The organism is Dietzia sp. IBK-p2-15D, from assembly GCF_057773105.1.
In genome coordinates this window covers 385,200-403,854 of the sequence record NZ_JBYMTK010000002.1, presented here as the reverse complement: position 1 = coordinate 403,854, position 18,655 = coordinate 385,200, and the positions used below count along the sequence as shown (strand labels likewise).

18 protein-coding genes and 1 pseudogene are annotated in these 18,655 nt (G+C 71.9%); 11 read left to right on the top strand and 8 right to left on the bottom strand.

Features of this window, described 5'->3' with window-relative positions:
* Positions 1-44 precede the first annotated feature (44 nt).
* Positions 45-1,439, bottom strand: coding sequence for a lipase family protein (locus tag AC3DEV_RS04825; protein WP_488371446.1), 1,395 nt, complete (start codon positions 1,437-1,439; stop codon positions 45-47).
* 102 nt (positions 1,440-1,541) lie between these two features.
* Here AC3DEV_RS04825 and AC3DEV_RS04820 point away from each other — a divergent pair, with 102 nt between their 5' ends.
* Positions 1,542-2,312 (top strand): ABC transporter permease, encoded by a 771-nt coding sequence (locus tag AC3DEV_RS04820; RefSeq protein ID WP_488371445.1) that lies wholly within the window; start codon positions 1,542-1,544, stop codon positions 2,310-2,312.
* A gap of 91 nt (positions 2,313-2,403) precedes the next feature.
* Here AC3DEV_RS04820 and AC3DEV_RS04815 read toward each other — a convergent pair whose 3' ends face one another.
* Positions 2,404-2,586, bottom strand: coding sequence for a hypothetical protein (locus AC3DEV_RS04815; protein ID WP_067714780.1), 183 nt, complete (start codon positions 2,584-2,586; stop codon positions 2,404-2,406).
* 322 nt (positions 2,587-2,908) lie between these two features.
* Between AC3DEV_RS04815 and AC3DEV_RS04810 the strand changes: the two genes are divergently transcribed.
* The 6 genes and pseudogenes from AC3DEV_RS04810 (at position 2,909) to AC3DEV_RS04785 (ending at position 9,329) form a co-directional block, all read left to right on the top strand.
* Positions 2,909-3,433: a GtrA family protein gene (locus AC3DEV_RS04810; protein WP_488371444.1), complete on the top strand. Its 525-nt coding sequence runs from the start codon at positions 2,909-2,911 to the stop codon at positions 3,431-3,433.
* Between the two features lie 5 nt (positions 3,434-3,438).
* A pseudogene (locus tag AC3DEV_RS04805) lies at positions 3,439-4,095 on the top strand (DUF6541 family protein); the annotation flags it as partial.
* Between the two features lie 25 nt (positions 4,096-4,120).
* Positions 4,121-5,497 (top strand): DUF6541 family protein, encoded by a 1,377-nt coding sequence (locus AC3DEV_RS04800; RefSeq protein WP_488371443.1) that lies wholly within the window; start codon positions 4,121-4,123, stop codon positions 5,495-5,497.
* Between the two features lie 25 nt (positions 5,498-5,522).
* On the top strand, positions 5,523-7,394 hold the full coding sequence (locus AC3DEV_RS04795; protein ID WP_488371442.1) for a glycosyltransferase: 1,872 nt from the start codon (positions 5,523-5,525) through the stop codon (positions 7,392-7,394).
* Between the two features lie 32 nt (positions 7,395-7,426).
* Complete coding sequence (locus AC3DEV_RS04790) at positions 7,427-8,170, top strand: potassium channel family protein (protein ID WP_488371441.1); 744 nt, start codon at positions 7,427-7,429, stop codon at positions 8,168-8,170.
* Positions 8,171-8,282: 112 nt separating this feature from the next.
* Positions 8,283-9,329: a hypothetical protein gene (locus tag AC3DEV_RS04785; protein WP_472981853.1), complete on the top strand. Its 1,047-nt coding sequence runs from the start codon at positions 8,283-8,285 to the stop codon at positions 9,327-9,329.
* Positions 9,330-9,390: 61 nt separating this feature from the next.
* Here the strand turns inward: AC3DEV_RS04785 and AC3DEV_RS04780 are convergent, their stop codons facing one another.
* Positions 9,391-10,590, bottom strand: a complete 1,200-nt coding sequence (locus tag AC3DEV_RS04780; protein ID WP_067714756.1) for a TerC/Alx family metal homeostasis membrane protein — start codon at positions 10,588-10,590, stop codon at positions 9,391-9,393.
* Between the two features lie 94 nt (positions 10,591-10,684).
* Positions 10,685-11,158, bottom strand: coding sequence for a PaaI family thioesterase (locus AC3DEV_RS04775; protein ID WP_472981852.1), 474 nt, complete (start codon positions 11,156-11,158; stop codon positions 10,685-10,687).
* 148 nt (positions 11,159-11,306) lie between these two features.
* On the opposite strand from AC3DEV_RS04775, the gene AC3DEV_RS04770 reads away from it, so the two are divergent.
* Positions 11,307-11,498 (top strand): ferredoxin, encoded by a 192-nt coding sequence (locus AC3DEV_RS04770; protein ID WP_007633389.1) that lies wholly within the window; start codon positions 11,307-11,309, stop codon positions 11,496-11,498.
* Here AC3DEV_RS04770 and AC3DEV_RS04765 read toward each other — a convergent pair.
* The 4 genes from AC3DEV_RS04765 to wzm form a co-directional block, all read right to left on the bottom strand.
* Positions 11,485-12,090, bottom strand: coding sequence for a maleylpyruvate isomerase family mycothiol-dependent enzyme (locus AC3DEV_RS04765; protein ID WP_067714750.1), 606 nt, complete (start codon positions 12,088-12,090; stop codon positions 11,485-11,487). The two genes, AC3DEV_RS04770 and AC3DEV_RS04765, sit on opposite strands and share 14 nt — an antisense overlap.
* Before the next feature lie 93 nt (positions 12,091-12,183).
* Positions 12,184-13,335, bottom strand: coding sequence for a galactofuranosyltransferase GlfT1 (gene glfT1, locus AC3DEV_RS04760; RefSeq protein ID WP_488371440.1), 1,152 nt, complete (start codon positions 13,333-13,335; stop codon positions 12,184-12,186).
* Positions 13,325-14,143: a galactan export ABC transporter ATP-binding subunit Wzt/RfbE gene (gene wzt, locus AC3DEV_RS04755; RefSeq protein WP_488371439.1), complete on the bottom strand. Its 819-nt coding sequence runs from the start codon at positions 14,141-14,143 to the stop codon at positions 13,325-13,327. Before wzt ends, glfT1 begins: the two co-directional genes overlap by 11 nt.
* A 12-nt stretch (positions 14,144-14,155) precedes the next feature.
* Positions 14,156-15,043 carry a galactan export ABC transporter permease subunit Wzm/RfbD gene (gene wzm, locus AC3DEV_RS04750; protein WP_132062167.1) on the bottom strand — a complete coding sequence of 296 codons (888 nt, stop codon included), beginning with the start codon at positions 15,041-15,043 and terminating at the stop codon, positions 14,156-14,158.
* Between the two features lie 66 nt (positions 15,044-15,109).
* Here wzm and AC3DEV_RS04745 point away from each other — a divergent pair, with 66 nt between their 5' ends.
* The 3 genes from AC3DEV_RS04745 to AC3DEV_RS04735 all read left to right on the top strand — a co-directional run bounded on the left by AC3DEV_RS04745 (position 15,110) and on the right by AC3DEV_RS04735 (position 18,652).
* On the top strand, positions 15,110-16,126 hold the full coding sequence (locus tag AC3DEV_RS04745; RefSeq protein WP_488371438.1) for an NADP-dependent oxidoreductase: 1,017 nt from the start codon (positions 15,110-15,112) through the stop codon (positions 16,124-16,126).
* 92 nt (positions 16,127-16,218) lie between these two features.
* Positions 16,219-17,571: a polysaccharide pyruvyl transferase family protein gene (locus tag AC3DEV_RS04740; protein WP_488371437.1), complete on the top strand. Its 1,353-nt coding sequence runs from the start codon at positions 16,219-16,221 to the stop codon at positions 17,569-17,571.
* Between the two features lie 100 nt (positions 17,572-17,671).
* Complete coding sequence (locus tag AC3DEV_RS04735) at positions 17,672-18,652, top strand: NAD(P)H-dependent flavin oxidoreductase (protein WP_070720092.1); 981 nt, start codon at positions 17,672-17,674, stop codon at positions 18,650-18,652.
* Positions 18,653-18,655 lie beyond the last annotated feature (3 nt).

The following is an 18,655-nucleotide window of genomic DNA, read 5'->3' as shown; positions in this document are numbered from 1 at the left end:
CGTGACGTCCGCAACGCCCCCGGCGCGCCCGACCGCTGGTGACGCTATCGGCAGCCGGCGGTGAACGGGACCCCGCGGGCGCGGTCGTCGACCCAGTCGAGCGCCGGGCCCACCGCGGTGTAGGCGGCCAGGATGTGCTCGCCCGGAACGGGCGTGTACTCGACGTCGGCGCCGGCCGCGCACCACTCGTCGGCCAGCTGCCGGGCCGTCCATTCGGGGACGAACGGGTCTCCGGGACCCCGCGACGAGCCCGGGCCGGGCCCGATCGGCGCGGCGGCGTCCCCGTGCCACACCTGCACCGGGCCGGTCGGCACCTCGCGCGGGTCTGCGCCGTGGGCCGGGTCGGCGGTGCCCAGCCGGTTGCGGGCGAGCACCTCCGACACGGTCGGGTCGGTCCGCGGGTCGGTGGTGATCAGCGTCGCCAGCGGGACGGGGAACAGCCCCGACGCGGTGTTGGCGGCGGCACACGAGTCGCGGAGCCCGTGGGCGGCGACGTCCCCGGCGTCGCTGAGCAGTGTGTACAGCTCGGGGTACTCGCGCGCGATCCCCAGTACCGCTGCTCGGTAGAGCCCGGAGGCGAGGTTGCCGTCCATCGTGTCGAACAGTTCCGAGTAGTCGGCGGGGACACCGCCCACGGACGATCCCACGAGCACACCGGTCAACTCGGGCGCGTAGACGGGCTGCAGCTGGGCGGCCCAGCCGGTGGCGATACCGCCGCCGGAGTAGCCGACCTGGACGACCCGCGAGTCGACGAACAGCGGGCCGGCGTCACCGGGTGGGACGAAGGCGCGGGCCGCTCGGATCCCGTCGAGGACCGCCCGGCCGTTGGCCCGTCCGGCCGCGTAGGCGGCCTTGGGTCCCTGGAAGTCGGTCACGACCAGCCCGTACCCGCGGTCGGCGAGGATCTGCAGGAACGGTGGCATCTCGATGTTCAGCTCGTGCGGCAGCGTGTGCGACGGCATGCATGTCAGGCCGAGGGAATCGATGGTGACGTTGAACGACACGAGCGGTCGCGGACCCGGCCCTGTCCAGGGGGTGGCCGGCTCGATGATGGTGGAGACGATCTGCTGCGGCCGGTCGTGCGAGTCGAGACTCTGGACCAGCACCTGCCAGCCGCGGCCGAAGTTGCGGACGTTGTGCGGCGGGATCGTCACCGGCCTCGTGTCGAGGATCGTCCCGGGGGCCGTGGCGGGATCGACCTCGGGCGGTGCGGAGTACCAGGGATCCGGTGACGGGCTGGGCAGATATCGCTCCGGCGTGCGCTCGTGCGGGGGTGCCGGTCGGAACGCCGCCAGCGGATCGGGCGGTGCCGCGGGCGAGGACCCGGGCGCCGGTGCCGGCATCGCGGCGGTGGACGGGACCCCGGCCATCACGCAGGCCAGGGACACGATTGCCGCGGCGACTGCGCGGGCGGGACGGAGGGGACGCCGCGACCTCATTCGCGTACGGTATCGCGCGCCTCGGACATGCCGCCGGGCGGTCGGCACATCGACCTCGCCGGACCCTCCCGGTCGGGGCGGGTCGGTCGTAGGCTCTCCCACGTGGGGTCGACGATGATCGAGATCGGGCCGGCGTTGGCGGTGGCCGTCGTCCTGTTCGTGGTGATCGGCGCGACGGCGGCGTGGCTGGGCAGGACGGGGCAGGAGTGGGAGATCCCGTGGACGTCGATCCGCGCGGCCGTCCAGCTCGTGGCGCTCTCGCTGGTCATCGGATACGTGGCCGACCGGCCGTGGCTGGTGGCGGCATTCGCGGTGGTGATGGCGTCCGTCGCCTCGTGGGCCGCGGCCCGGAGGCTGGCGCAGCGCAGCGCGCCTCAGGCCGGTGCGGCGCGGGTGACCGTGCGTGATGCGCTGTGGTGCGCGGTGGCGGTGGCTCTGCCGGGTGCGGTGATCGTCCTGGGGTTGCTCGCGGCCGGGGTGGTCCGCCCCAACGGGCTGTCGGTCATCCCGGTGGTGGGGATCTTCCTGGGCAACGCCATGGCGGTGGCGGGCCTGTCCGGCCGCCGCGCGCACGACGAACTCGCCACCCGTCACGGTGAGGTGGAGGCCGCGCTGTCGCTCGGCTTCACGGACATCCCCGCGCGGATGATGGTGTGCCGCGAGGCGGCGGCGACATCCCTGCAGCCCTCACTGGACCAGACGCGCACCATCGGGTTGGTCACGATCCCCGGGGCGTTCGTCGGGATGGTGCTCGGCGGTGCCCGTCCGTGGGAGGCCGGGGTGATGCAACTGTTCGTCTCGACCGGGATCCTCGCGTGTGGCGCGATAGCCCTGGTGGTGACCACCCGTCTCGTGGCCGCCGACCGGTTGTAGCCGGGAGACGCCTCGCGCGCGACGCCCGACTGTCGGCCGGTGGGCCGGACGGTGGGCGCCGCGCGCGAGTAGCGGTGCGGTGGGCTCGCGCTCAGGCGGAGCCGCGGGTGGCCGGCGTCGACAGGACGACGCGGCCGGTGGGCGTGTACGACGGCGAGACCGGGCGACGGTTCGGAGTCCGCAGCGGCGACGACGGCGGGATGGCCCGGCCGGTCGGCGTGTACGAGAACGCGGTCGGCGCGTTGTTCATGGCGGGATTTCGGTACTGCGACATGGGGATTCCTCCTGGTCGGGAAGCGAGCTGCACAGCCGCCACGTCCACTGGTGACGAGACGACGAGCCGTGCTCGGATGCGTTGGGTGGAGGCGACGACGGCTACCCGGGAATGGCGCGGACCTGGTGGTGTGGGCGCCGGGTGAGATGGGGTGGCCGGAACGGATCGCTCCCGCGGAATCGAACTCAGTCGGCGGATGTGCCGTTCCCGGTTCGACCAGAAGCGGGCTGGTGTGCCCGCAGTGGAGAAAGAATGGCACGTCGCAGACCTGATCGCAAGAGGGGTGACGCTGCGCCCCGGGCCGGCGATCTACCCTGGTCGCGTGACGACATCCAGCGGCGGACCCATCCACGGCAACCCGGCGGACCCGCCGGAGGACTCCGTCCTCGACTCCCTGCGGGGCGCCGTGGACCCCCTCGAGGCCCGCCACGAGTCCGACCCGGCCCGCCCGACCGACCTGAAGACGCAGGTCGTCCGGTTCTTCCTGACCGGCGTGCTGTCGGCGATCGTCGACTACGGGCTCCTCCAGCTGCTCAGGGTCCTCGGCCTGGACTACGGCACGGCCAAGGCGCTGTCCTTCGTCGCCGGCACGCTCACCGCCTACTCCTTCAACCGCCGGTGGACGTTCCAGGCCGAGCCGTCGCGCGCCCGGTTCATCGCCACGATGGGCCTCTACGCGCTGATGTTCGGCGTGCAGTGGGGCCTGTTCATGGTGCTGACACCGTGGTTCCTCGGTATGGACTGGAGCCCGTTCTGGGCCACGACCGTGGCCTACGTCATCGCCCAGGGCGTCGCCACGGTCACCAACTTCATCGTCCAACGGACCGTGATCTTCCGGGTGCGCTGAGCACCGTGACGGTCGCGCTCGTCCTGCTCGCCGCGGTGGCGCTGGTGGTGTTGCCGGGGGCGGTGGTCTGCCTGGCCGCCGGCACCCGGTGGCGGGACGCGGTGGCGGCCGGGCCGGCGCTGACGCTCGCGGTGGTGGCGGTCGGCAGCGCGGTCACCGCCGCGGTGGACCTGCGCTGGGGCGTCGTCTCGGCCGGGGTGACGGCGCTCGCCGCGCTGGTCTGCGCCGTCGTCGTGGGTATCGCGTCCCGGGTCACCGACCGGGAGACGTGGCGGCGTGGCGAGGGGGAGTACGACGACGACCCCCGCCGCGGCGGGCCGGGCCCGGGGGTGGCGGACCTCGTCGTCGTCCTCGCGGTGATCCCGGTCGCCCACATCCTCGTCGCCACCCGCGGTCTCACCGCCATTCCCCAGGGCTGGGACGCCATCTTCCACGGCGGCGCCACCCGGTTCATCGCCGAGACCGGGCGGGCCGGCCTGACCGACCTCGCGCCGGTGAGCCAGCCCGCCAACCCGCACTTCTTCTACCCGGACACCTATCACGCGTTCGCGTCGCTGCTGGTCGGGCTGCCCGGAGGCGGCCTGCCGGAGGCCCTGGGCGCCGTCTCCGCGGCGACCGGGGTGGTGTTCGTGCTGGGGGTCGCGGTCCTGGCGGCCCGCCTCTGCGGGGGGGTCCCGACTCGCGGCGGTGGCGGCCGCGGCGGTCGCCGCGTCGGCGTGGACGTTCCCGTACCTCGCCCAGGTGCGCGGACCCGTACTGCCGTTCGCGCTGGGCGTCGCGGTGATCCCCGGACTGCTCCTGCTGGGTGAGCACCTCGCCGCCCGTCGGTCCCGGATGCCCGCGCACGCGCTGCTCCTGGGCGCCGGGATGGCCGGGGCGTGGTCGGTGCACCCGTCGGTGGCACTGGCCGCGGCGATCCCGCTCGCCGCGCAGGCCCTCGCCGGGCTGGCCGCCGCGCCCGGCCTGCGCCCGCGGCTGGCGGTGCTGGGCGCGTTCGTCCTGGCCGCCGTGCCCGCGGGGGCGTACGTCGGGTGGTCGGTGAGCATGGTGTCGTCCGGGACCACCCAGTCGCTCGCCGGGTTCTCGTGGCCACGGGAGGTGGGTGTGGCGCGGGCGGTCGCCGCGGTGCTCGACCTCGGTCCCACGGCGGTGGCCTCGGTGGGCATGGCCGTGGCGGTGATCGTGGGACTGGCGACGGCGGTCGCCGACCCGCGGCGGCGTCGCCCGCTCGCCGCCCCCGTCGCCGCGCTCCTCGTCTACGGGACCCTGTACGTCCTGGCCGCGGCCGTCCGGGGCGACTGGGTGCGGACGTTCACCGGCTTCTGGTGGGACGACTTCTACCGGTTCGCGTCGCTGCTCGTCCTGCCCTCGGCGGTGCTGGCCGGGGCCGGCGTGCGGGCGCTGGTTCCGCGCGGGTCGCTGCGCCGGCCGGCGGCCCGGGTCGGCGTGGCCGTGGCGGCGGCGCTGGCCCTGCTCACCGCCTCCGGGCACGCGGTGATGGCGCGGGACCTGACCGCCTGGGGGTACGCCGACGGGCCCGCGGTCACCGCCGACGAGCGGCTCGTGCTGGACGCGCTGGGGGAGAGGTACGACGGCGGGGTGGCCCTGAACGACCCGTTCGACGGCACCGCCTGGGTCTACGCGCTCCACGGGGTGCCGGTGGTGTTCGGGGCGCCGCTCGCCGACGACCCGGTCGCGCAGGTCGGCGCCGACCGCATGACGCTGTACACCTCGGTCAACCGCTACGGTTTCGACCCGACCGTCACCCGCGAGATGCAACTCCGGGACGTGCGCTGGGTGATCGTCGGGACGGAGTCCGTGGGCGGGCCGGGCCGGCCGGGTGGGTTCATCGGGCTGCACCTCAACCCGAACCTGCGGCTGGTGGAGGCCACTCCGGGCGCCCGTCTGTACGAGGTCCTGCCGGTGCCCGCGGACCACCAGCCGCTGCCCCCGCCACCCGGCATCCCCCCGGTGACGCCGCCGGGGCAGCCCCCGAACACCGACTCACCGGTCGTCGAGGCGGCGCCCCCCGGCCCGGGGGCTAGCCTGGACGGCACCGCCTAACCGACTCCCAGGAGCGCATCGCCCCATGGACGCCACCACCGTGACAACCGCAGACGCCGACACCGGGACCGACCGGCCCGAGCGCGATCTGCTGCTCCAGCGCACCCTGTTCTCCGGCCCGCGCCGGTGGGTCAACGACGACCTGTACTCGCGGATCACGCGGGGCGTGGTGCGCCGCACACGCACCGAGCTGCACCTGGAGCCCGGCGCGATCGTCGACACCAACACCTACTTCGGCCGGTTCGAGGCGTCCTACTGGCAGCGCTGGACCATCGTCACGGAGCTGACCGTACGGGTGTCGGTGGAGACAGCCGGGCAGGTCGACGTGCTGGTGCGCGCCTCCGACATCGGCTCCCACGTGCGGACGGTGGAGGTGGTCCACCACCACGGCGACGGCATGGCGGTGCTGCACGTGCCGGTGGACACGTTCACCGACGGTGGCGCGATGTGGCTGGAGGTGCACGCCGTCGACGCGCCCGCGACGGTGTCGGAGGTGGAGTGGAATACGACGACGACGAGGCCCGCCCGCCGCGCCGCCGTCGCCATCTGCACGTTCAACCGGGCGGATGACTGTGCGGCCACGGTCGACTCGCTGGCCTCGGATCCCCTCGTCGCGGACCTGATCGACGACCTCTATGTCACGGACCAGGGCACCGATCTGGTGGAGACCCGCGATCCGTTCCGGCACGCGGCGGAGGAGTTCGGCGACCGGCTGCACTACCTGCGCCAGCCCAACCTCGGCGGTGCCGGCGGCTTCAGCCGCGGGCTGTTCGAGGCCACCGCACCGGACGGCCCGGGGCCGGTGGACGTGCTGCTCATGGACGACGACGTCCGGGTGGAGCCCGAGACGGTGCTGCGGCTGTTCGCCTTCGCCGCCGTCACCCGTGAACCGATGCTCGTGGGTGCCCAGATGCTCTACCTGTTCAACCCCGACTACCTGCTGGTCTCGGCCGAACGGACGCAGCTCGACGAGCTCCGGGGCGGGTTGGACGCCGACGAGTTCGCGCTGCGTGACGAGTCGGTGGTCGCGGGCCGGCAGGAGCGGCGGATCGACGCCGAGTACAACGCGTGGTGGTCCTGCCTCGTCCCCGGCGAGGCCGTGGAGCGGGTCGGACTCCCCATGCCGTACTTCTTCCAGTGGGACGACATCGAGTACGGCCTGCGCTGCCGCCAGGCGGGGATGCCCACGTGCACCCTGCAGGGTGCGGCGGTGTGGCACGCGGACTTCTACTGGAAGGACGGCGACGACTTCGGCCAGTTCTTCTCCCTGCGCAACTCGCTGACCACGGCGGCGGTCCGGCAGGGGATCGACCCCAAGGACATGGCCAAGAACCTCGCCCGGAGCGTCCTGCGCGCGGTGGCGGCCATGCAGTACGGGCTCGCCGCCACCCGCCTGCGCGGGATCGAGGCGTTCCTCGACGGGCCCGACGGCACCCACGGCGTCGGTGACGGCGGTCAGGCCGCGCTGGCCGCGATCCGCGCCGAGCGCGCGCGGTACCCGGAGACCGCCAAGCTCGGGGTGGAGGCCCTGCCCGCCGGGATCGGGGTCCAGCGCAAGGTGGGGATCCCGAGGGAGGACCGCGAGGACCAGGTGCTCGCCAAGCGGCTGCTCGTGCAGAAGTTGGGCCGGCAGCGCCGCGGCGTGGTGGCGATCCCCTACGAGGACGCGGCCTGGTGGCACGTCTCCCTGTTCGACGAGGTGTACGTGACCGACGCCTCGCAGACGGGGGTGCACCACCGCAAGGTGGACCCGGCGCGGGCCACCGAGCTGCAGAAGCGGCTGGTCGCACTGCTCTCCAGGTTCGTCCGGGAGGCCCCGGCCGCCCAGGAGCGGTGGCGTGCCGCGCAGGCCGAGCTCACCACGCGGGAGAACTGGGCGCGGCTGTACGGACTCTGACCCGCCGTCCGCTCGCCGCTTAGGGTGGGGTGATGGTCGAGATCGTGTTGACGGTGGTGGGCGTGGCGCTCATCGCGGTGGGACCGGCGGCCCTGGTGACGGTCATCCTGCTGTGGGTGCTGCTCCAGGGACTGGGCTGGGGAGTGATCTACTACCCGCACGTGCCAGCGGACTTCACCTACTCCGACGGGATCGATTCGAACACGCTCCCGGCGTTCGTCGAGGCCCTGTACTTCTCGTTCGTCACGCTGGCGACCCTCGGGTTCGGCGACATGGTCCCCTCCGATTCGTGGGTCCGGTGGATCACACCGTTCCAGGCGTTGACGGGGTTCGCCCTGCTGACCGGAGCCCTGACCTGGTTCAACCAGGTGTATCCGCCCTTGTTGCGACGGCGGGCGTTGGCGCAGGAACTGTCGCGTCTGGACGAGGTCGACTTCGCGGGGCGAATCCCGGACCTGCCGACGGAGCCGGTGTGTGCACAGTTGACGGCCGTGGCCGACAGGGTCGAGGAGGTCCGGATCGACTTCTTCCAGCACTCCGAGGGCTTCTACTTCCGCGAGCAGTCCGCGGACCTGTCCCTGCCACGACAGCTGGCCGGCGCGGTGCGACTGTCCGAACCCGGCCCGGTGGGGTCGCCGGCCGCCGTGGAGCTGGGTCGCCGCCAGCTCGCAGTGGCGCTGGAGCGGCTCGCGGTGACGCTGGACCAGCAGTTCCTGCACCGCGGTGGCCCCCCGGAGCAGGTGTTTGACGCGTATCTCGGCGAGCACCACCCCTAGGGCTCCCCGCGCCCGAGCGGCGTCAATCCACAGGCCCGACCTGTCCACAGGCGGGCCACGGGGCCGGTGTTTCCGACAGAGTCCCGGCGGTGGCGTGCCGCAGAGTGTGGGCATGGACACCTCCGCACTCGGCCACACCGACCCGATCATCACCGGCGACGACCCGCCGCCCGGCCCGCTGACCACGGCCGAACTCGCGGCCGCCGTGCCAGACCCGGCCGGTCGCGCGCGCTACCGTCGGATCTGGCACGGGATGTACCGGCGGGAGGACCAGCCGGATGATCTCCGGCTGCGCAGCGTCGCGTTGGCGCGGGCCTGGCCCGAGGGGATCTTGCGCGGGCGCAGTGCCGCCCTGCTGTGGGGCGACGACTCCGCGCCGGCGGGTGCGCCTCCGGAGATCTGGCTGCCGTCGACGCGCAGGTCGCGCCCGGGCAGGGTGTACCGCTACGGTTCGATGCCCCCGTCCGCTGTCACGGAGATCGACGGGCTGCGAGTCACCACCCCGCTGCGGACCTGCCGGGACCTGTCGGGAGATCTGACGTTCGAGGACGCGGTCGTCGCGGTGGAGCGACTGTGCGGGATGCTGCCCGAACTGCCGGGCCAGTTGTCGGGGGCCGCCGGGCATCCCGCCGGCCGGGGCGCGAGGGCCTTCCGCGAGGTCGCCGGGGCGGCGGATCCGCTCTCGGGATCGGCCGCGTCGACCCGGGCCCGGCTCGTGCTGGCGGCGGCGGGGTGCGGGACGTTCGGGCACGGGCACACGGTCCGGCTGGGCCACTTCACGGTGGAGTTACCGCTCGCCGATCCCTTCGACCGGTGCGTGGTGTTCACGCCCGGCGGGCGGGCCCCGTCGTTCGGCAGACCCGCCGAACGCTATCGCGAGCACTTGCGGCGGGCCGGCTGGACGGTGATCGTCGTCCGCGGCCCCGGCTCCCCGGGCGGCCCCGGCTCCCCGGGCGGTGCCCGCGCGCTCGCCCCGGCCGATCTGTCCGCCGGGCCGGCCGCGTTCGCTTCTTCCACCACACCCCCCGCCGGCCGGGCGGTCGGTCACCGCGCGGCGGCGGTGCTGAGGTCGCGCTGGCCATCGACGGAGGTCCGGTCCCCGTTGCGCGAGGACGGCGCGGTGGATCCGCACGGCATGTGGTCCGGCAGCCCCTGGTGAGGAGCCCGGGTCAGGAACCCCGGTGAGGAAGCCCCGGTAAGTCCCGGCCCCGCCGCCGGCGTCAGCGGGTGTAGTCGGTCGCCTTCTCGTAGCGGCCCTGCTCGTCCCAGACCCTCCGCAGGAGCTGCTCAAGCTCCCACACGTCGCCCTCGCTGCCGAAGTACTTGCGCTCGATGTCCTTGAGCTTATCCTCGTTCTCGACGATCTTCGCCCACAGCTTCGCCCGCTCGACCGGATCGTCGACGAAGTCCTTGTCGAGGTATTCGAGCGAGTGTCGCTTGAGGTTGCCGAGCACCGTGAGCGCCTTGCCGGCCGGGCTGAGCAGGGAGCCGAGGACCGTCACCACGAGCACACCAACGATGATGCCCAGCGAGAGGAACGTGGGGACCTCCACCACGTCCACGTGCTCGCCACCGTTGATGAACGGGAGGTTGTTCTCGTGCAGGGCGTGGAGGATGAGCTTGACGCCGATGAAGCCGAGGATCGCGGCCAGCCCGTACTTGAGGTAGACGAGCCGGTCGAGCAGGCCGTCGAGCAGGAAGTACAGCTGGCGCAGGCCGAGCAGCGAGAACGTGGTGGCGGTGAAGACGATGAAGACGTTCTGGGTGAGACCGAAGATCGCGGGGATCGAATCCAGCGCGAACATGATGTCGGTGCCGCCGATGGCGACCATGACGATCATCATCGGCGTCATGACGCGCTTGCCGTTCTCGATGGTGAACAGCTTGTCGTGGTCGTAGTGGTCGGTGGCCGGGATGAATCGCTTGGCCAGGCGCACCACCACGTTGTCGGCGTCGTCGTCCTCGTCGTCCTCGGCCAGCAGACGTCCGGCGGTGACGATGAGGAACAGGCCGAAGATGTAGAACAGGACGGCGAACTTGTTGAGCAGCGCGGCGCCCACGAAGATGAACGCGGTCCGCGCGATGATCGAGAACACGATGCCGAACAGCAGTGCCTTCTGCTGGCCCGCACGCGGCACCTTGAAACTGGTGAGCAGCAGCAGGAACACGAACAGGTTGTCCACCGAGAGCGCCTTCTCGGTGATGTACCCGGCGAAGTACTCCACGCCCATGTCTGTGCCGCCGAAGATCCACACCACGCCGCCGAAGATCAGGGCGATCCCCACGTAGAGCGCGGACCAGATGGCCGACTCCTTGAGGGTGGGGATGTGCTCCTTGCGCACGTGAAAGAAGTAGTCGAACAGCAACAGGGCGATGATGAGGCCGACTGACAACGACCATGCGAGCGGGGTGGCTCCCAACGGGGGTTCCTTTCCGGGGAGGGCCTGGGACCGGATTATCCTACCCGTGTCCGGCGGCGGGAGACCCCCGGCGGAGGTCTCTGACCGCTGCCCGTCAATCCCTGCGGCGGATCGACATCGTGTGCCGGGCCTCCACGACCGTCCCGCCGCGGGCGTCGGTGACCAGGGCCGTGTGGACGATGCTCGTCCGGGGCCGCGCGGTCAGCTGCTCACGGATGGAGTCGGCCTCCACGCGGGGGACCTCCACGACGCACCGCAGACGACCGCGTCCGGGGGTACGGAAGTCGATCGTCGCGGACTTGGTCCACACCTGGAAGCCGGTGCCGAGCTGCCCGGACAGCAGCGCCCCGTAGAGCACGTCGGTGGCGGCGAACAGCGCGCCGCCGAACGCGGTGCCGTTGGTGTTGGCCGTCCACGGGGCCACGTGCATGTCGAGTTCCCCGCGGGTCCAGTCCGGCGCGACGTGACGGATACGGATCCCCGAGCCCAACAGGGGTGGATAGAGCGAGGCCAGGACCGGGAACGCCCGGGGGCTCGAGGTGTATCGGTGCAGCAGCGTCTTGGGCACGGGCGAGCTTAACTTACCGGCGGGTCAGTTCGGGGCGGCTGCGATCCGGTGACGAAACCGCGAATTCTCTAGACAAAAGGCACTGATTTGTCTAACTTCAGGTGTCCGACCACGGAACCGATCGTGGCCGACGACGAGGAGGCACGTCATGAGGATCATCGTGGATCCGGACCGGTGCGAGGGCCAGGCGGTGTGCGTCGGGCTCGCCCCCGCGGTGTTCGAGCTGGGGGACGACGACGAGGTGGTGCGCGTCATCGTCGACGAGGTCCCCGAGGAGCACGAGAAGCGGGCACGGAAGGCCGTCGCGAAGTGCCCGATGGCTGCTCTCAGAGAGGCCTGACGGGCCACGCCCCGGGATCGCGTCCGGTCAGCGCCAGCGCCGTGTCCCGGGCGGGGACGTCCGGCCCCTCGTAACCGGGCACCGGGGGATCGAAGAGTTCCGGGGCCGGGTTGTCGGCGAGATCCGCCCGGACGAACTCCAGCACGGCCCGGTCGAGCTCGTCGCCCCACCGTAGGTCGATCCGCTGGGAGACGGCGAGATCCCACGCGTGGACGGCGAGGTCGAACACCTGTTGCGCCAGGTAGTGCTTCGCGGGCGCCAGCCCGTAGGACAGGTGCACCTCGTCGTCGTCCGGGGTCCCCCGCCACGCCGCCGCCACCGGCGGACGGATCGCGTGCCAGTCGGTGACCAGCTCCGGCCCGGTCGCCTCGTGGAGGCGACGCAGGCGGTCCTCCAGATCGTCGGCCACCTCGTCGACGGTGCCGCCGGCCAACAGCCCCGGCACCCACAATTGCTCATCGACCACGTGGGCCAGCACCTCGTGCGCCGTCCAGTCGCTGCAGGGCGTGGCGGCGTCCCAGTCGGTGATGGCGGGCAGGACCTCGTCGTAGAGGTCGGCGGCGCGGGACTGCAGGGCGATCCAGTCGGTCATGGACCCATCCTGCCAAAATCCGCTACTCCGCCTCGGGATCCGCGAGTCCAATCGGCATAGCGGATCCGGATTCGCAGTAGCGGATTTCGTGGGTCAGCCGCCGGGCTTGTCGAACCGCTCGCCGGCGCCCATCCGCTGCAGACGCAGCCACTCGCGCAGGCCCGCCGGGTCGCGCCTCGTCACCAGGAAGTACCAGCCGAAGCGCAGGATCTCCTGGGGGATGAGTCGCCGATTGCCGGGCTGGGTGAGCACGTACCCGCGGTTGCGGTAGGTGAAGTGGCGCTTGACCGGGTCGTCCGGGAACTGGGTGTGCATCCGGCCGCGGAGGATCGGCTTGAACTCGTCCGAGCCCTGCGGGTGCAGGTAAGCGGTGGTCAGGCAGGTGCCGAAGGGTTGGCCCGAGCGGACGAGCCGGCGGTGCACCTCCACCTCGTCGCCGCGGATGAACAGGCGTAGGTCCGGAACGCCCACCCGGTCCAGGCAGTCGGCGGTGAACAGCGCGCCGTTGAACAGCGACGCGATGCCGGGCAGCAGGTCCTCGGGCGGCGCCGCAGCCCCGCCCGCCTCGCCGCCCGCCTCGCCGCCCGCCTCGCCACCGGTCCCGCCGTCGGTGAACAGCTCGGAGCGGTGTCGTCGCCACACCAGGCCGCGCCGCAGCGGGAACGCCAGACGGTCGGGATCGTCGAGGTCGCACACCACCGGCGACACCTCGGCCAGTCCGTGGCGGTCCATGCAGCCCAGCAGGGTCGCCAGCACCTCGGGCCCCTCGGGGCGGCCGTCGTCGTCGGCACACCACACCAGGTCCGCCCCGGTGGCCAGGGCGTGGAGCATCCCCAGTGCGAACCCGCCCGCGCCGCCCAGGTTGTGCTTCGAGCCGATGTACGTGGCCTCGACCGGCTGGGCCTCGACGAGCTCTCGCACGGCCTGCTCGTCGGCGTTGTCGATCACCACCAGGTGGTCGATCGGGCGGGTCTGGCCGCACACCACCGCGAGCGAGGCGCGCAGCTGCTCCAGCCGGCGGTGCGTGACCACGACGGCCACGACGCGCCGCCCGTCCCCGCCCCGCTGGGTTGCGCTGGCGGAATGCTCGCTTCCGGCGGGGTTGTGCTGCGTGTCGGGACCATTCTGGGCGCGCAGGTCCGAGCCCATCACCTCAGGGGCGTCCGGCCCGGGCGTGTCGCCCGTGTCGCCAGCGCTGCCCGCACCGCCCGCACCGCCCGCTCCGCGCTGCCGATCAGTCCTCATGCTGCATCCTGCCGATGTACTCGCCGATGGACCGTCCGGCCTCGGGGCCCTCGTAGGCGGTGACGATCTCCTCGATGCTGCCGCGCTGGCGGATCCGGCCGTGGTCGATCCACATGGCCGAGTCGCACAGCTGCGCGAGGAACTCGTTGGAATGGGACGCGAACACGAGGATGCCGGAGCGGGAGACCAGCTCGGCTAGCTTGACCCGCGCCTTCTTCATGAACTCCGCGTCGACGGCACCGATGCCCTCGTCGAGCAGCAGGATCTCGGGGTCGATGGAGGTCACCACCCCCATCGCCAGGCGGACCCGCATGCCGGTGGAGTAGGTGCGCAGCGGCATGTCGAGATACTCGCCGAGCTCGGTGAAGTCGGCGATCTCCTCGACCTTCGCCTTCATCTGCTTGCGCGTCTGCCCGAGGAACAACCCGCGGATGATGATGTTCTCGTAGCCCGAGATCTCCGGGTCCATGCCGACGCCCAGGTCGAAGACCGGCGCCACGCGACCGCGGATCCGGGCCGCCCCGCGGGTGGGCTCGTAGATGCCGGAGAGCAGGCGAAGCAGCGTGGACTTGCCGGCCCCGTTGTGTCCGACCAGCCCGATGCGGTCGCCCTCCCGGAGGGAGAGGGTGATGTCCTTGAGGGCCTCGACGACGACGACGTTGGACGCGTTCCGGCCGATCGCGCCGCCGGCGGATCCCAGCACGGCCTTCTTGAGCGATCGCGACTTGGCGTCGAAGATCGGAAAGTCGACGCAGGCGTCCACGCAGTCGATGGACACGCCGCCGGGCGTGGGGACAGCGGAGCTCATGGGATATATCTCCTACACCCAGTACGGGACTCGGGAGCGGAACTGGCGCAGGGCCACGAACGCGAGGACCAGGCCGACGGCGGTGCAGCCCAGGACGATCCACCAGTGATAGGCGGCGGTGGGTTCCCCGAGCATGGGGGCGCGGACGATCTCGAGGTAGTGGTAGAGCGGGTTGAGCTCGGCGATCCGGGCCCGCTCGGCGATCTCCCCGCCCTGCTCGTAGAGCGTCTGCGTGGTCCAGACGATGGGGGTCATGTAGAACAGCAGCTGCACCATCGAGTCCAGCAGCGGCGCGATGTCGCGGAACCGGGTGGCGAGGATGCCGAACAGCATGGCCACCCAGACGCCGTTGATCATGAGCACCGCCAGTCCCAGGACGGACAGCAGCAGGTCCCAGCCCAGTGGGCGCGGGAAGACCAGCATGAGCACCACCCAGATCACCAGGTTGTGGCACAGGAACAGGAACTGCCGCCAGACCAGGCGGTAGACGTGGACGCTCAACGCGCTGGGCAGCTGCTTGATCAGGCCCTCGTTGGCGATGAAGACCTCGGAGCCCTCCTTGATGCACCCGGAGATGAAGCCCCACATGATGAGGCCCACGGTGACGTGCGGGAGGAACTCGGCGAGCGGGATCTGGAAGAGGATCGAGTACAGCAGGCCGAGTGCGACGGCCATGACGCCGGTGGCGATGGTGATCCACAGGGGTCCGAGCGTGGACCGCCGGTAGCGCTGTTTGATGTCCTGCCAGCCCAGGGACAACCACAGCTCGCGCTGGCTGAGCCCCTGCCGCAGGTCGGCGACGGCCCGGCGGAAGGTGTGGGAGTCGTTGACGATCTCACCGCGCACGCGCTCGTCGGGGAGCGTCGCCGAGGTGGGATCGGGAAGGGACTGGTCCTGCACGATCGGGAAGCCTACTAGAGCGGCCGGCGGTGGCAGCCCCGCAGCGAGTGCGCGTAGACAGTAGAGATGACGACCAGTACGCAGATCCAGCTCGCCAGCCGCCCCCGCGGATGGCCGACCCACGACAACTTCCGCACGGTCACCGTCGACCTGCCCGAGCTCGCCGAGGGCGAGGTGCGGGTGGCCAACGAGTACGTCTCCGTGGATCCCTACATGCGTGGCCGCATGAACGAGGGGCGCTCCTACATCCCGCCGTTCGAGCTCGACGAGACCATGACCGGCGCCGCGGTGGGGCGTGTCGTCGAGTCGCGGTCCGACGCCCACCCCGTCGGTGCGGTGGTCCTGCACGACCTGGGGTGGCGCGACGTCGCGCAGGCCGACGGTCGGCAGTTCCGCGTGGTGGACGAGATCGACGGCGTGCCGGTCTCGGCGTACCTGGGCATCCTCGGCACCACCGGACTCACGGCGTACGTGGGGCTCATGCACATCGGACGGTTCCGGGCGGGCGAGTCGGTGTTCGTCTCGGGTGCGGCGGGTTCCGTCGGCTCCGCGGTGGGCCAGATCGCCAGGCGCGAGGGCGCGTCCAAGATCATCGGCTCGGCCGGCAGCGCGGAGAAGGTCGCCACGTGCACGGAGCGCTATGGCTTCGACGCCGCGATCAATTACAAGGACGGCTCGGTCCGTGAGCTCCTGCGGGGGCACTTCGGCGCCCGCGACGGTGAGGGTATCGACGTCTACTTCGACAACGTGGGCGGTGACCACCTCGAGGCCGCGCTCGACCTGATGAACGACGGGGGCCGACTGGCCCTGTGCGGCGCGATCAGTTCGTACAACGCCACCGAGCGTGCGCCGGGGCCGGACAACATGTGGCACGCCATCACCCGCGGCCTCACCCTGCAGGGCTTCACGGTGAACAAGTACATGCATCTGTTCAAGGAGTTCGCGGAGAAGGTCGGCCCGTGGGTCGCCTCGGGCGAGATCGTGTTCGACGAGACCGTCGTCGACGGCATCGACAACTCGGTCGACGCGTTCCTCGATCTGATGAAGGGCGCGAACGTGGGCAAGATGCTCGTGCGGATCTGATCCCACCGATCTGACCCCCAGTCCGGTCCGGCGGCCGGCGGCGGTCTGACCCGGGCGGCGGGGCCCCACGGGGGTGCGGCAGGGTTGACGTCATGACGCCGACTCGCCGAGCCGCGCCCGCCGCCCGCCTGAGACGACGGGCCCGACGCCGGCTCGACGCCGTGCGCGCCACCGCGGACGCGCGGTGGGGCCGGCCGCGGGAGGGCCACCGGCCCGTGTACCTCGTCGCTCCGGCCGGTCACCCCAACCACGGCGACGAGCAGCTGTTGGCGGGGTGGCTGCGCTACCTGCGGCACGCACTGCCGGGGACGCCCGTCGTGGTGGACTGCCACACGCCCGGCCAGGCGGCGGTCCTGCACCATTCCGAGCACCCGGACGTGCTCTTCACCGACACCCTGTGGCGCCTGGCCTCCGAGCACACCGGCGCCGACGAGGCGATCGGGTTCTGCCGCGCCGCGATGGGCGACCCCGGGCTGCGTCCGGCGCTGGCCACGGGAATCGACCTGCTACGCAGCGCGTCGGTCGTGCACCTCATCGGCGGCGGCTATGTCAACGACCTGTGGCCGCATCACCTGGGCGTGGCCGCGGCGGCGGGGGAGGCCGGCCGGGCGGCGGGCGCGCGCGTGGTGGCCACCGGTCAGGGGTTCGTGCCGTGCGGGGACGCCGGACGGTTGGCGGGGGCGTTGCGCGACTACGACCTGGTCACCGTCCGTGACGCCGACTCGTTCGAGCTCCTCGCGGGCACGGGGGTGCCGGTCCGCCACGTGGCCGACGACGGCTGGCTCGCCCTGTCGGCGGCGGGTGTCGTCGAGGCCGGCGACCACCCCGTCTACTCGCCCGACCCGGACGCGTGCCGCGACCTGGTGCTGTGCGCCCAGTCCGACCTGGTGGAGCCGGAGGTCCTCGCGGACACCATCGCGCGGATCCTCGCGGCGTGGGCGGTGCCGGGCGAGCGGATCACCGTCGTCGAGTCGATCCCCGGAGGGGACCGGGTGGTGTGGGACAGGGTGTGTGCGCGCGCGGCGGCCGCGTCCGGTGCCGGCGGTGGGGAGGGTGGAGACGGCGACGACGACGAGGTGGGCCGCGCCCTGGCCGACCTGCGGTTGCCCCGCGCGCGTTTCGTGCCGTTCCAGGAACTGTGGGCAACGGGTCTGCCCGCCCGGCCGGGACAGGTGTGGTTGACCACCCGTTTCCATCCGCATCTCTTCGCGGCGGCCCGCGGGGCCTCCGGGGTAGCACTGCGGTCGGGGTCCGCCTACTACGACGTCAAGCACGGTTCGCTGCTCGCTGCCGGGTCGCAGTGGACTTCGGTGCCGGCGGACGAGGACCCGCGCTCCGTCGTCTCCGGGGTGCCCGCGGCGGGCGGCATCGATCCGGCCGCCGTCGCCGCGCTCGTGGAGGGCGCGGAGCGCCTCGCCCGGGAGATCTACCGGCCCGGCCGCTGAGGGCGACACAACCGCTTTGTGCAACTAGTTGCATGAACGCTGGCGCGACCGTACGGTCGGGGGAGAAGTCTGCTCCGCCCCGCTTACGACAGGACTGCTCATGGCCCTTCCCTCCGTGCTCGCCGGCCCGCTCACCGTCCCGGTGGTCGCCTCGCCGATGTTCATCTACTCCGGCCCCGAGCTGGTGGCCGCGCAGTGTCAGGCGGGGGTGATCGGGTCGTTCCCGGCGCTCAACGCGCGGCCGCAGTCGGCGCTGGCCGAGTGGATCGAGCAGGTCAGGGAGAGCAACGAGGCGTTCGCCGCCGCGAATCCCGACCGGTACGTCGCCCCGTTCGCGGTTAACCAGATCGTCCATCGCTCCAATGATCGGCTCGAGCAGGACCTGGCCACCGTGGTCGAGCACGAGGTGCCGATCGTCATCACCTCCCTCGGCGCGCGCGAGGAGGTCAACGAGGCCGTACATTCGTACGGCGGCATCGTCCTGCATGACGTGATCAACGACCGGTTCGCCCGCAAGGCCGTCGAGAAGGGGGCGGACGGGCTCGTCGCGGTCGCCGCGGGCGCCGGGGGACACGCCGGCACCCAGTCTCCGTTCGCGCTGATCAGCGAGATCCGCGAGTGGTTCGACGGCCCGCTGCTGCTGTCCGGGGCCATCGCCCACGGTCGCTCGATCCTCGCCGCGCAGGCGGCCGGTGCCGACCTCGCCTACGTGGGTTCGGCGTTCCTCGCGACCGAGGAGTCCCGCGCCACCGACGCCTACAAGCAGATGATCGTCGACAGCGGCGCCGGCGACATCGTCTACAGCAACCTCTTCACCGGTATCCACGGAAACTACCTGCGGGGCAGTATCGAGGCCGCCGGCCTGAACCCCGACGATCTGCCCGAGTCCGATCCCTCGGCCATGGACTTCGGCTCCGGGGGGACCACCGACTCCAAGGCGTGGCGCGACATCTGGGGCGCCGGTCAGGGCGTGGGCGCGGTGGACTCGGTCGGGCCCGTCCGCGAGCTGGTCGAGCGGCTGCGGTCCGAGTACGACGACGCGGTGGCGGCCCTCACCGCGGGTCTGCCCGCGACCCGCTGACCC

What these genes read in the sequence shown, in the direction of transcription:
- AC3DEV_RS04825 (WP_488371446.1), bottom strand. Translation starts at nt 1,439, where the DNA reads ATGAGGTCGCGGCGTCCCCTCCGTCCCGCCCGCGCAGTCGCCGCGGCA.
- AC3DEV_RS04815 (WP_067714780.1), bottom strand. Translation starts at nt 2,586, where the DNA reads ATGTCGCAGTACCGAAATCCCGCCATGAACAACGCGCCGACCGCGTTC.
- AC3DEV_RS04795 (WP_488371442.1), top strand. Translation starts at nt 5,523, where the DNA reads ATGGACGCCACCACCGTGACAACCGCAGACGCCGACACCGGGACCGAC.
- AC3DEV_RS04790 (WP_488371441.1), top strand. Translation starts at nt 7,427, where the DNA reads ATGGTCGAGATCGTGTTGACGGTGGTGGGCGTGGCGCTCATCGCGGTG.
- AC3DEV_RS04785 (WP_472981853.1), top strand. Translation starts at nt 8,283, where the DNA reads ATGGACACCTCCGCACTCGGCCACACCGACCCGATCATCACCGGCGAC.
- AC3DEV_RS04770 (WP_007633389.1), top strand. Translation starts at nt 11,307, where the DNA reads ATGAGGATCATCGTGGATCCGGACCGGTGCGAGGGCCAGGCGGTGTGC.
- AC3DEV_RS04765 (WP_067714750.1), bottom strand. Translation starts at nt 12,090, where the DNA reads ATGACCGACTGGATCGCCCTGCAGTCCCGCGCCGCCGACCTCTACGAC.
- glfT1 (WP_488371440.1), bottom strand. Translation starts at nt 13,335, where the DNA reads ATGAGGACTGATCGGCAGCGCGGAGCGGGCGGTGCGGGCGGTGCGGGC.
- wzt (WP_488371439.1), bottom strand. Translation starts at nt 14,143, where the DNA reads ATGAGCTCCGCTGTCCCCACGCCCGGCGGCGTGTCCATCGACTGCGTG.
- AC3DEV_RS04745 (WP_488371438.1), top strand. Translation starts at nt 15,110, where the DNA reads ATGACGACCAGTACGCAGATCCAGCTCGCCAGCCGCCCCCGCGGATGG.
- AC3DEV_RS04740 (WP_488371437.1), top strand. Translation starts at nt 16,219, where the DNA reads ATGACGCCGACTCGCCGAGCCGCGCCCGCCGCCCGCCTGAGACGACGG.
- AC3DEV_RS04735 (WP_070720092.1), top strand. Translation starts at nt 17,672, where the DNA reads ATGGCCCTTCCCTCCGTGCTCGCCGGCCCGCTCACCGTCCCGGTGGTC.